Raw genomic sequence first — 11,666 nt, 5'->3', positions numbered from 1 at the left:
TTAGATGCTGTTGTTGATTAAAACTCTAATTCATCAATAGCAATACTATCAGCAAAATAGTCGAGCTCCTGTAGTTCTTTGCGCAAACGTTGCTTATCTTTTATTGCTTCTATTTCGCGCCATTTTCTTTTTTTATTTTTTTGAGAGGTTTTTTTCGATGTATCAGAACCTTCTAATATTTCTATTATTTCGTTTAGGCTATCCATTGATTATCTCCTATTGACCACTTTTTGAACCTCGGCATTATCTATACCACAGCTATTAATAAAATAGAATATAAATGTGACGAAACTGTTACTAATGGGTGGTGTTTTGATGAAGATCAATACAAAAAGAACGTAAATAGGAACAAGTCGAGTATTTAAAGTAAATCGCAGACATAAAAAAACGCCGCTAAAAGCGACGTTTCTTAACTCATTAAACAGCTGTTAGTTACATCGCTTTAAAGCGTGCCTCTAGTTGCTCTTGCGCATCTGCAAATGAGCGAATACCTTCAGCTAGTTTCTCAGTGGCCATAGCATCTTGGTTATGTAACCAACGGAACTGTGCTTCACTAAGTGGCTCTGGTTTTGGCTCTTTAGCAATGTCGCTCTCTAGTAAGTACTCTTGTGCGTCTTCTAAATTACCTAGCTCTTCTAAAAGATTAGGACTAATTGTTAGCTTATCGCAGCCTGTAAGGGCAATAATTTCACCGGTGTTACGAAAGCTTGCGCCCATAACAACCGTTTTGTAATCGTGACGTTTGTAAAACTCAAAAATACTACGCACCGATTGTACGCCAGGATCTTGTAGCGGGTCGGTTGGTTTTTCCATACCGTTTGCTACGTGCCAATCTAAAATTCTGCCAACAAATGGCGAAATTAAAAATACGTTTGCATCAGCACAGGCACGAGCTTGAGCATCACTAAATAAAAGCGTTAAGTTACATTTAGTGCCTTCTTTTTCTAACTGTTCTGCGGCTTTAATGCCTTCCCAAGTAGAGGCTACTTTAATTAAAATCTTGTCTTTGCTTACACCTTCTTTCTCGTAAAGGCTTAGTAAAGTATGTGCTTTATTAATTGTTGCTTGGGTATCAAATGATAAACGTGCATCAACTTCAGTAGAAATATAACCCGGAACAATTTCGCTAATTTCTTTACCGAGTAATACTGCAAAATAGTCACAAGCCAGCTCTAGTTGTTTTGCAGGCTGTTGCTCGGTTTCTTTAGCGTATTGCCATGCTTTATCTAGATAAGGTTTGTAAGCTTCAATCTCGCTCGCTTTTAAAAGCAGCGATGGATTGGTAGTCGCATCTTCAGGTTGATGTTTTTTTATGGCTTCTATATCGCCCGTGTCGGCCACGATAGAAGAGTGTTGTTTAAGCCTTTGTAGAGCGCTAGTCATTTGCTTTTCCTCATTCCAAGCAAGTTAAAAGAAAATCTAAACTACCTTAATATAGCTATACTGCAACAGTGTGACAATGCTTGATAGGTCTTATGTCCTTATCAATGAAAAAACGGTAACGGTTGAGTTTTAGGTAGGATAATTTTAAACAAAACGTGCTTTTCGTCTCATTTAATGTTGAAATTGACATTAAATAATTTACAAGTCAATAGCTAACTATGATCACTGTTATTTCACCAGCAAAGAATCTTGATTACGACACGCCACCCGCAACAGATAAGTTCACTCAACCTGAATTACTTGAGCACAGCGAAGCGCTCATGAAAGTATGCCGTGAACTAACTCCTGCGCAGATTGGTAGTTTAATGAAAATTAGCGATAAGCTCGCGGGCCTTAATGCAGCACGTTTTAGTGAGTGGGCGCAACCGTTTACTACGAGTAATGCTAAACAAGCGGTGCTTGCCTTTAACGGCGATGTATATGGCGGTTTAGATGCCGACACCCTAACGGCTAAGCAACTTGATTATGCTCAAGAGCATTTACGTATACTCTCGGGTTTATACGGATTATTAAAACCACTTGATTTAATGCAAGCCTACCGTCTAGAAATGGGTACAAAGCTTGAAAACAGCCGTGGTAAAAACCTATATGAGTTTTGGGGCAGTATTATTGCTAATAAACTTAACGACGTTTTAGCGGCACAACATGCACAATATTTAGTTAATTTAGCGTCTAACGAATACTTTAAAGCGGTAGATAAAAATACGCTTAACGCACAAATTATTACGCCACATTTTAAAGACTGTAAAAACGGCCAATATAAAGTGATTAGCTTTTACGCTAAAAAAGCGCGCGGCATGATGGCGCGTTACCTTATCGAAAACCAAGTCACGCAATTAAGTCAGCTTAAAGAGTTTACCGTGGCCGGTTATTACTTTAGCTCAGAAGCAACCACTAAAGAACTTGAACCGGTATTTTTGCGCGAAGAGCAAAGCTAACACACTTTTTTAAAATGTTTAAAAAGCCATGCATTGCATGGCTTTTTATTTTGGCGCTATTTTTGCAGACCTTAGGTTATTAACCCAAACTAAGGTATAAAAACAAATGCTCTCAATTCCCTCAATTACAGAAGCCGAAAAACTCATAGAAGAGAAGCTCGGCGGTTGGTTTGATGTTGTTATAAGTCATATCCCTAACTTTATAGTCGCGGTGATTATTGCGATTATATTTTCATTTATTGCCCGCCTTGCAGGCAAAGGAATGAAAAAAGTATTGCGTCGTTCCCTCGATTCTACTCAAATTGCCGACTTAATGGCCTCCATTTTTAAAGTCATTGTTTTGAGTGTAGGAGTCTTTATTGCCCTTGATTTTATGGGTTTAAAAAGTACCGTTACGTCACTACTTGCGGGTGCAGGTATTGTTGGTCTCGCCATTGGTTTTGCTTTTCAAGATATGACCGAAAACCTAATTGCGGGTATTGCTATGGGTATTCGTAAACCGTTCAAAGCGGGTGATGTTATCGAGACCGATAACGTATTTGGTTCAGTGCATTCAATAAATTTACGTAACACACTAATAGAGAGCTTTTACGGGCAGTTGATACTGGTTCCTAATAAAATACTATTTAGAAATGTACTGCGTAATTACAGCACTTTAGGGGTCAGAAGAATAGAAGTACCAGTAGGTATTTCTTACGCTGACGATATAGAAAAAGCCAGTGAAGTTATTGTCGAAAAAATTAATCAATTCGACTTTGTGATCCGCAAAGATGAGACCGCGGTGTACGCAGAAGGCTTTGGTGATAGCAGTATAAACTTATTGGTATGGTTTTGGATTAAATACCCTGGTGAGCCCGATTTTATGACGGTGCGTCACAAAGGTGTTGTGGCAGTAAAGCAAGCACTCGATGCTGCTGATATAAGTATTCCGTTTCCTATTCGTACGTTGGATTTCGGTATTAAAGGCGGTGAAAAACTCGATGCCATGATAAGCGATAAAATAAGTCAGCAGTCAACTAGTAAAGAGGCTGATAGCAACACTGATACAAGCCAGGAAAGCAATTAATTTTAAATTTACAAGGGTAAAGCGGTAGGAAAAACTTACTGACTATCAGCGCGTTTTTACAAAGTAAAAACGCGCTTTTTATTATAATTAATTGATGTTCGGAAGTAACTAAAGCCTTGCGTTAACTAAGTTAAAAGCGTCTCAATTAGAAAACTATATCGATAAGGTTTCTCATTTCAAAATAGATTATTTAATTAATCGAATATGTTCTCAAGCTTGATGCAAGCCCTATATAGAAGTGTCTTTGAGTAAAGGATTCAATGGTATAAGTAGCTGCAATGAGCGTCGCGATTGGCGCGTAAACTAAAAGGCTTTTAATCAAGCTATTTATACTGGCTCGGGAGTATGTTCTGCATTAAATTATATCTTGCAGGCCATAAAAAGCGCCGCTTGTGTTGGAGCAACAAGCAGCGCTGAAGAATAAGTTAAGAAGGAGGTGTATTAAATAACACTAATTTTGTTACGAATGACTTTAACCCCATCCATATTTTCTAAAAACTTTTGAGCAAGAGCACGTTCAAAACCGCTATTAGCTTTGCCTTTGAGTTCAACGTCGCCATTTTCAACCTGTACGTTTAAATTTTTTAATTCTAGGTTTGGGTTAGTACGTAATTCATGAGTAATAGATTGCTGTAAAGTAGCTTGTGTGGCCACACTACTCACTATCGCTAAATGCGTTGCTGCACTAACTTTAAAAGCAGAGACTAATAAAAATAAACAACAAAACGAAATAAAACCGATAGTAAATTTAATGCGACTCATAACTATATCCTTAGTGTGTTTTGAAAAATTATCGCCGTTATTTGGCGTTTTAATACTCATATATTGACTAGGGTTACAAGTTTCATTCCAAATTTAACTGTTTGAAATAATTGGGTATTTTATTAAGTGGTTATTCAGCTAAGTAGTTTTTACATATTACTCTGAATTGCTTACTCACTGTTTTTAAGCCACAAAAAAGCCGACAAACGTCGGCTCAATCAAATATATTCAAGCTAGAGCTATTTTTTCTTCTTAGCTTTGGCTTTTTTCTTCGCTTTCATTTTTACTGGATCTTTACGCTTTTTAACTGGTGGCTTAGCTTCTTTATGTTTTGGCTCTAATCCTTTAAATACACGGCGTTTTAGCTTCTGCTCTATGTAACGTTCTACTTTGTAAAGGATGCCAATATCGTGTGCTTCAATTAGTGAAATTGCTATGCCTTTTTTACCCGCGCGACCTGTACGGCCAATACGGTGTACGTAAACATCTGCAGTGCGAGGCATATCAAAGTTAATTACGTGGCTTATATCAGCTACATCAATACCACGCGCGGCTACATCGGTCGCGACTAAAATGCGGGTTTTGCCACTGTGGAAATTTTCCATCGCTTTCATGCGTTTATCTTGTGGCATTTCACCACGTAGCCACGCAGCTTTAACGCCGTTATTGGTTAGTTCACCAATAAGGGTTTCAAGGCGCTCACGAGTTTTTACAAACACAATCGCTTTACTAACATCAGGGCCGTTTAAGGTGTTAACTAATAGCTCAAGCTTGTGATGGTAATCGTCAGCTAAATGAACCCATTGATGTATTTTAGCTTTTTCTTTGCGTGATGATTCGGCTTCAAGTAGAGCCGGGTCGTTTAAAATACGCTCTGCAAATAATTCTACGCTGTCACCTTCAAGAGTAGCTGAGAATAAAAAGCACTGACGACGGTTTTTAGCTTCATCACAAATACGCAGCATTTCTTTACGAAAGCCCATGTCGAGCATGCGGTCGGCTTCATCAAGAATGAGCATTTCTACGTTTTCTGCGTGGAAGTTTTCAGTTTCCAAATACTCCATTAAACGCCCAGGTGTGGCGATTAAAATGTCGTTATTATTTTCAAAAATTTCTTTGTGTGTACCGTAATTAATACCGCCGGTAACCACCCCAATTTTTAAGTGGGTTTGTTTTGCAAGTAACTCACATTGTTCATGAATTTGATAAGCAAGCTCGCGAGTTGGGGTCATAATTAATACCCGTGCAAAGCCCGGATCACGACGCGGGAAATCCATTAAATATTGAATTGCTGGAATTAAGAATGCCGCCGTTTTACCCGTACCTGTCGGTGCAGACGCTAAAATATCACGCCCTTGCAACGCCTCAGGAATGGCTTGTTGTTGAATGCTAGTAGGGGTTTCAAAACCCATTTTATTAATAGCATTGAGTAGCTTATTATCAAGATCAAATTCAGAAAATTGCATAGAGTGTCAAAAATAGGGGACAATTGCCGTTAATTATACGCACTTAAATCTACTTGGTGAATGAAAAGGTGAAAAAATGTCTGGTTTTGCATTTAAACAATTTAAGGTTGAGCACGACCAGTGCGCCATGAAGGTCTCTACCGATGGTATTTTACTCGGGGCATGGGCTGATTTAAGCGATGCTAGTTCGTTATTAGATATTGGCACAGGCACGGGGTTGTTGGCGTTAATGTGTAAACAGCGAGCGCCAGATTTAAAGGTGAGTGCGGTTGAGGTTGATAAGGCCGCCTACCAGCAAGCTGTACAAAATTGCCAGCAAAGCCCTTGGCCAGACATTAGTATTTATCACCAGTGTGTACAGCAGTTTGCGGCTGAGACTAAATTTGATTGTGTTATATCTAATCCACCTTATTTTAATCACAGTTTAAAAAGTGATAATGAAGCACGCAATGCCGCTCGCCATACCGATGGTTTAAGCTTTGCAGAACTGATTGCTGCGTTTAAACGCTTAACGCATAAACAGGCACACTTTAATTTAATTTTACCCAGCAAAGAGGCACAGTTATTTATAACCTTGGCGCAGCAACAAGGGCTGTATTTAAACGCGCATTGCAAAGTAAAAACTACACCGAGTAAAGTGTTCAGTCGCAGCTTAATGCGCTTTAGCTCAATCAAAACAGAATTACAACAAACAGTGCTTTGCATAAAAGAAGAAAACAACACCTACACAGCTGATTATGTTGGGCTTTGCAAAGCATTTTATTTAAAGATGTAAGCTATAAATTGAGCTTAGTTATTTAAAAAGAAAGATAATTTACCCATTATGCATACGTATTCAGTTTTTATTTAATCAATCACCAGACTAGTGTTAACCACTTGTAAATAACGTCGAGTATGTTGTTTAACTCGCTCAACACTTGGAACACACACTATGAAGCTGAATAAAATTATCACCACTGCAGGATTGAGCCTCGGCTTAACTTTACCAAGCTTAGCTATGGCTGCACCTACAACATTTGTGCACTTATTTGAATGGAACTGGCAAGATATAGCCCAAGAATGTGAACAGTTTTTAGGGCCTAAAGGATATGCTGCTGTACAGGTATCTCCGCCTAACGAGCATATTACAGGTAACCAATGGTGGACTCGTTACCAACCTGTGAGCTACCAACTGCAAAGCCGTGGCGGGAACCGGACGCAGTTTATAGATATGGTTAATCGATGTAATTCGGCAGGCGTAGATATATATGTTGATACCCTAATAAACCATATGGCTGCAGGCAATGGTACTGGTACCGCCGGTAATAACTTTGGTAATAAACAATATCCTATTTACAGCCCACAAGATTTTCACCAAAGCTGCTCAATTAACCCTGAAGATTACGGTAATAATCGCTATCGTGTGCAACATTGCGAGCTGGTAGGGCTTGCCGATTTAAATACCGCTTCAACTTATGTGCAAAATACGTTAGCGGCCTATATTAATGACCTGCAAGCTTTAGGTGTTAAAGGCTTTAGGTTTGATGCTGCTAAGCATGTTGCAGCAAGCGATATTCAAAGTCTAATGGCTAAAATAAATGGCTCGCCAGTGGTGTTTCATGAGGTGATAGATCAAGGTACTGAAGCGGTAGATGCTTCAGAGTATTTAAGTACAGGTTTAGTTACTGAGTTTAAATACAGTACACAGCTTGGTAATACATTTAGAAATGGCTCGCTTGCGTGGCTAAGTAATTTTGGTGAAGGTTGGGGTTTTATGCCAAGTTCATCAGCTGTGGTATTTGTTGATAACCATGATAACCAACGTGGGCATGGTGGTGCGGGTAATGTAATTACTTTTGAAGATGGCCGTTTATACGACCTAGCTAACGTCTTTATGTTGGCGTATCCGTATGGGTACCCAAAAGTCATGTCGAGTTATGACTTTCATGGTGATACCGATGCAGGTGGGCCAAGTGTGCCAGTGCACAACAATGGTAACTTGGAATGTTTTGCAAGCAAATGGAAGTGTGAGCATCGTTGGTCGTACATTGCTGGTGGTGTTGATTTTAGAAATAACACTGCCGATAACTGGGGTGTAACAAACTGGTGGGATAACACCAATAACCAGATTGCATTTGGGCGAGGTAGCTCAGGCCATATGGCAATTAATAAAGAAGACTCAACTTTAAATGCAACAGTTCAAACAGATATGGCTGCTGGGCAGTACTGTAACGTATTAAAAGGTGAGCTTTCGGGTGATGCTAAAAGCTGTAGTGGTCAGGTTATTACAGTTAATAGTAACGGCACTATTAATCTAAATGTGGCGCCATGGGATGCCATGGCTATTCATAAAAATGCTAAATTACTACAAGGCTCGCTTCCTAATAACGGTGGTGATTGGCAAAGAACCGTTGTTTTTATCAATGCGCAAACACAAAGCGGGCAAGATATGTTTGTTCGTGGTGGAATAGATCACACTTATGCCAATGCAAACCTTGGTAGAAACTGCCAAACAACGAACATTGAATGTGCCATGCCTATTCGTCACAACAATTTAAAAAACAACACCACTTCGCCCTGGAAAGCAAACGATAATTACCTAGATTGGTATGGTATTGAGCAGGGTCAAAGCAGTGAGGCGCAAGGTACCGCGATGGATTGGACTACTAATATATGGCCTAGTGAATATGGCGCGCAAAAAACGGTAGATAATGATGGTTTTGGCGTTACAGCACTTAACATATGGGGCGAACACTACTGGATGCTTGATGCTGATATGGATTGCAGTAAAGCCGTTAACGGCTGGTTTGAACTCAAAGCATTTGTAAAAAATGGCCCTGAGTGGGAGGGTGATATAAATCAAGCAAACACCCCATATGCAAGCACTAACCATATGGCCCAGTGCGGCAAAATTAATATGTTTGAATTTAATAGCTCAAGTGTAGAGGTACGTGACTTTTAAATATGCACTTTTAATCATGTACTTTAAAACGTGATTATTATTTAAAAACCAAGTGTGTTAAAACGCACTTGGTTTTTATTTTTTACATGCACCTAATTAGCTATGTAATTTCATAGTGTGTTTATAAATCAGCTGGTATTATCGTTTTATTCGCTATTTAAAATTAAAGCAACTCAATGAAAAACTTTAATAAACTAACTTTGCTAAGCACTCTCGCTGCAGCTTTATTTATAAGCCATAGTGCGCATGCAAATATGAGTCCTGTAGGGCTTTGGAAAACCATTAATGAAGACACCAAAGAAGCAAAATCGTACGTACGCATTACTGAACAAGATGGCGTACTGACTGGCAAAATTGAAACAATACTCAATAAAGCCAAGCAAGATGCGCTTTGTAGCGAGTGCAACGGTGATAAAAAGAATCAGCCGATGCTAGGCATGACCATTATTGAAGATGTAACTTATGCAGGTGACGGTAGTTGGGAAGACGGTGAAATTCTCGACCCAAATAATGGTAAAACCTACAGTGTGCGTCTAACTCCAAAGCAAAATGGTGAACAGTTAGAAGTACGTGGTTATGTGGGCTTTTTTTACCGTAACCAATACTGGTTAAAAGTAGAGTAATTAAGGGTTAAAAAGCGCTGCATGGCAGCGCTGTTTGTATACTAAATAGTTACAGAGTTTCAGCGTACTCTGTCATCACTTGTTCTACCCAGGTGGCAATACGCTCGTCGCTTAGTTCGTACTGACTATCTTCGTCTAATGCTAAACCAACAAATTGTTTACCGTCTTCGGTAAGGGCTTTAGACGCTTCAAATTCGTAGTTACTGTCGTTAGGCCAAAAGCCAAGTTGAGTAATGGCTTGGGCATTTATTTCATCATGAAGCATGCCTAATGCGTCTTGAAACCATTGGCCATACCCTTGCTGATCGCCCATCCCAAATAAGGCAATGGTTTTACCATTTAGGTCAACGTCTTTTATGTCGTCCCACTTTGATTCCCAATCTTCTTGAATTTCGCCAAAGTCCCACGTAGAAATACCAAAAATGATAAAGTCATATTGCTCAGCGTTTTTTAGCGGCTCGTCTTTAATATTATGTAAGCTGACAATGTCGGCGCCAATAATATCGCGTATTTTTTCTGCCGCCATTTCGGTATAGCAGGTAGTAGAACCAAAAAATAAACCAATCTGCATCGTATTTATCACTGTGTAATTGCCTGTTATGATAGGCTTAAGTTTACCGTAAGGTATTTTTAATTGATACCTTCTACCGTGGTATTACCAACATGAGATCACAACGTGACAACGCTATCTGACGATTTACCTGAACAAAACACTGAGCTAAATAGCAATAGCGACTTTTTAGAAACCTTTCTTGATAGCCTCTATTTAGAGCAAGGCGTAAGTGAAAACACACTGAGCGCTTATCGCAGTGACTTAGATAAGTTTTGCCAATTTTTAAAAGGCGAAAACTTAATGACGGTAACCAGCTTAGATGTTGAAAGTTACTTGGCACACCGTGTTGATTTAGGGCTAAAGCCACGCAGTACTGCACGCAGCATTAGTGCATTAAAACGTTTTTATCAGTACTTTGTACGCGAAAAAATAATTAGCGACTCACCTATGGTTAATATTGCTCAGCCTAAAGCGGGGCAGTCGTTACCAAAAACGCTTTCTGAGGCTGAAGTAGAGGCGCTATTAAGTGCCCCCAATACAGAAGAACCAATGGGTCTGCGCGACAAAGCCATGCTAGAGCTCTTGTATGCAACAGGCTTGCGGGTAACTGAGCTGGTGGGGCTGAGAATGGAGCAAATAAATTTGCGCCAAGCTGTGGTGTTTGTAAAAGGTAAAGGAAACAAAGAGCGGTTAGTGCCTTTAGGTGAAGAAGCTATGTATTGGCTCGAGCAGTTTTTAAAGCTCGGGCGCGCACAAATGATAAAACACGCCACCGATTTTGTATTTCCTTCTAAACGAGGGGTAGGCATGACACGACAAACTTTTTGGCATCGGATTAAACACTATGCTATTTTGGCATCCGTTGAGTCGCCGTTATCACCTCATACTTTGCGACATGCATTTGCAACGCATTTATTAAATCATGGGGCTGACTTGCGTGTGGTGCAGATGATGCTTGGCCACAGCGACCTATCAACTACCCAAATTTATACGCATGTAGCGAATGAGCGATTAAAATCGGTGCATGCTGAGCACCATCCTCGTGCTTAAGCGAATTTTTTTGTCACTAAGCCGGTCATATAGACACGATAAGATAAGTATTTTTTAGGATAGAGAACCCGTTATGAAAAAATTAATGTTAGCAGGTGCCATGTTGTGCACTAGTTTGAGCGCTTTTGCTAATGGCGTTGCAGTAACACCCGATGCCAATGATCCTATCGTGACAAAATTTGCCGCGCTTGGAGTAACTGTAAAACAAATTAACCCAAGTCCGGTTGCAGGCTTAAAAGAATTGATTACCAATAAAGGGGTGCTATATGCAAGCCCTGACGGTCAGTTTTTAATGCAAGGTACGCTAATCGATTTAAACAACCGTAATAATTTAACCGAGCAAGCACTTAATGGTGTGCGCCAATCAGGGTTAAAAGAATACGAAGATTCAATGATTGTGTATAAAGCGCCAGAAGAAAAACACAGCATTACCGTGTTTACAGATATTAGCTGTGGTTACTGTCGTAAATTACACCGAGAGCTTGATGACTTACTTGAGTCGGGTATTACGGTTAAATACCTCGCATTTCCACGTGGCGGCCTACAGGGGTCAGGTTATGCTGATTTAATGAATGTGTGGTGTGCTAAAGATCAGCAAGAAGCACTTACTGAAGCTAAATCGGGCTCGGATACACAAATTGTAAAAGATTGTAGCGCACCCGTTGCAGAGCATTACCAATTAGGCCAAAGTTTTGGTGTTAGTGGTACACCGGCTATTATTTTAGAAGATGGCACGATGATCCCAGGCTACCAACCAGCAGCCGCATTAAGCGCTGCGCTTGAGGCGAATAAAGCAGGTTAATTAAAAACCTGAGTACCTGTTT

12 protein-coding genes are annotated in these 11,666 nt (G+C 39.8%); 7 read left to right on the top strand and 5 right to left on the bottom strand.

Features of this window, described 5'->3' with window-relative positions; genetic code table 11:
- Positions 1-17: 17 nt before the first annotated feature.
- Together P3J6_RS17535 and tal are read right to left on the bottom strand one after the other, a co-directional pair.
- A complete protein-coding gene (locus tag P3J6_RS17535; protein ID WP_008110646.1) occupies positions 18-206 on the bottom strand; it encodes a DUF3545 family protein in 189 nt (62 codons plus the stop codon).
- A gap of 226 nt (positions 207-432) precedes the next feature.
- Complete coding sequence (tal, locus tag P3J6_RS17530) at positions 433-1,383, bottom strand: transaldolase (protein WP_008110647.1); 951 nt, start codon at positions 1,381-1,383, stop codon at positions 433-435.
- 218 nt (positions 1,384-1,601) lie between these two features.
- Here tal and yaaA point away from each other — a divergent pair, with 218 nt between their 5' ends.
- Together yaaA and P3J6_RS17520 are read left to right on the top strand one after the other, a co-directional pair.
- Entirely contained in the window at positions 1,602-2,381 is a 780-nt protein-coding gene (yaaA, locus tag P3J6_RS17525; protein ID WP_198523662.1) for a peroxide stress protein YaaA, read from the top strand.
- Between the two features lie 106 nt (positions 2,382-2,487).
- Positions 2,488-3,447 (top strand): mechanosensitive ion channel family protein, encoded by a 960-nt coding sequence (locus tag P3J6_RS17520; protein ID WP_138606631.1) that lies wholly within the window; start codon positions 2,488-2,490, stop codon positions 3,445-3,447.
- Positions 3,448-3,888: 441 nt separating this feature from the next.
- Here P3J6_RS17520 and P3J6_RS17515 read toward each other — a convergent pair whose 3' ends face one another.
- Positions 3,889-4,209: a BON domain-containing protein gene (locus P3J6_RS17515; RefSeq protein WP_138606629.1), complete on the bottom strand. Its 321-nt coding sequence runs from the start codon at positions 4,207-4,209 to the stop codon at positions 3,889-3,891.
- A 239-nt stretch (positions 4,210-4,448) separates the two neighbouring features.
- Positions 4,449-5,675, bottom strand: a complete 1,227-nt coding sequence (srmB, locus tag P3J6_RS17510; RefSeq protein ID WP_010391528.1) for an ATP-dependent RNA helicase SrmB — start codon at positions 5,673-5,675, stop codon at positions 4,449-4,451.
- A 76-nt stretch (positions 5,676-5,751) separates the two neighbouring features.
- Between srmB and P3J6_RS17505 the strand changes: the two genes are divergently transcribed.
- The 3 genes from P3J6_RS17505 to P3J6_RS17495 all read left to right on the top strand — a co-directional run bounded on the left by P3J6_RS17505 (position 5,752) and on the right by P3J6_RS17495 (position 9,239).
- The gene (locus P3J6_RS17505; protein ID WP_198523661.1) at positions 5,752-6,450 is read left to right on the top strand and encodes a tRNA1(Val) (adenine(37)-N6)-methyltransferase; all 699 of its coding nucleotides are present in this window, start codon (positions 5,752-5,754) and stop codon (positions 6,448-6,450) included.
- A gap of 156 nt (positions 6,451-6,606) precedes the next feature.
- Entirely contained in the window at positions 6,607-8,616 is a 2,010-nt protein-coding gene (locus P3J6_RS17500; protein ID WP_198523660.1) for an alpha-amylase, read from the top strand.
- A gap of 176 nt (positions 8,617-8,792) precedes the next feature.
- Positions 8,793-9,239, top strand: a complete 447-nt coding sequence (locus P3J6_RS17495; protein ID WP_198523659.1) for a DUF2147 domain-containing protein — start codon at positions 8,793-8,795, stop codon at positions 9,237-9,239.
- Positions 9,240-9,288: 49 nt separating this feature from the next.
- Here the strand turns inward: P3J6_RS17495 and fldB are convergent, their stop codons facing one another.
- Positions 9,289-9,810 carry a flavodoxin FldB gene (gene fldB, locus P3J6_RS17490; RefSeq protein WP_008467792.1) on the bottom strand — a complete coding sequence of 174 codons (522 nt, stop codon included), beginning with the start codon at positions 9,808-9,810 and terminating at the stop codon, positions 9,289-9,291.
- A gap of 105 nt (positions 9,811-9,915) precedes the next feature.
- Between fldB and xerD the strand changes: the two genes are divergently transcribed.
- Together xerD and dsbC are read left to right on the top strand one after the other, a co-directional pair.
- The gene (gene xerD, locus P3J6_RS17485) at positions 9,916-10,842 is read left to right on the top strand and encodes a site-specific tyrosine recombinase XerD (RefSeq protein WP_198523658.1); all 927 of its coding nucleotides are present in this window, start codon (positions 9,916-9,918) and stop codon (positions 10,840-10,842) included.
- Between the two features lie 73 nt (positions 10,843-10,915).
- Positions 10,916-11,644, top strand: a complete 729-nt coding sequence (gene dsbC, locus P3J6_RS17480) for a bifunctional protein-disulfide isomerase/oxidoreductase DsbC (protein ID WP_138606619.1) — start codon at positions 10,916-10,918, stop codon at positions 11,642-11,644.
- Positions 11,645-11,666: the final 22 nt, after the last annotated feature.

The organism is Pseudoalteromonas sp. 3J6 (assembly GCF_903995135.1).
GTDB lineage: Bacteria > Pseudomonadota > Gammaproteobacteria > Enterobacterales > Alteromonadaceae > Pseudoalteromonas.
The sequence above is the reverse complement of the archived record's forward strand: the minus strand, read 5'-3'. Positions and strand labels throughout refer to the sequence as shown.

Bases quoted from the DNA above. Each gene is read 5' to 3' on its own strand.
- P3J6_RS17535 (WP_008110646.1), bottom strand. From the start codon at position 206: ATGGATAGCCTAAACGAAATAATAGAAATATTAGAAGGTTCTGATACA.
- P3J6_RS17520 (WP_138606631.1), top strand. From the start codon at position 2,488: ATGCTCTCAATTCCCTCAATTACAGAAGCCGAAAAACTCATAGAAGAG.
- yaaA (WP_198523662.1), top strand. From the start codon at position 1,602: ATGATCACTGTTATTTCACCAGCAAAGAATCTTGATTACGACACGCCA.
- dsbC (WP_138606619.1), top strand. From the start codon at position 10,916: ATGAAAAAATTAATGTTAGCAGGTGCCATGTTGTGCACTAGTTTGAGC.
- P3J6_RS17515 (WP_138606629.1), bottom strand. From the start codon at position 4,209: ATGAGTCGCATTAAATTTACTATCGGTTTTATTTCGTTTTGTTGTTTA.
- P3J6_RS17495 (WP_198523659.1), top strand. From the start codon at position 8,793: ATGAAAAACTTTAATAAACTAACTTTGCTAAGCACTCTCGCTGCAGCT.
- fldB (WP_008467792.1), bottom strand. From the start codon at position 9,810: ATGCAGATTGGTTTATTTTTTGGTTCTACTACCTGCTATACCGAAATG.
- P3J6_RS17500 (WP_198523660.1), top strand. From the start codon at position 6,607: ATGAAGCTGAATAAAATTATCACCACTGCAGGATTGAGCCTCGGCTTA.
- P3J6_RS17505 (WP_198523661.1), top strand. From the start codon at position 5,752: ATGTCTGGTTTTGCATTTAAACAATTTAAGGTTGAGCACGACCAGTGC.
- tal (WP_008110647.1), bottom strand. From the start codon at position 1,383: ATGACTAGCGCTCTACAAAGGCTTAAACAACACTCTTCTATCGTGGCC.
- srmB (WP_010391528.1), bottom strand. From the start codon at position 5,675: ATGCAATTTTCTGAATTTGATCTTGATAATAAGCTACTCAATGCTATT.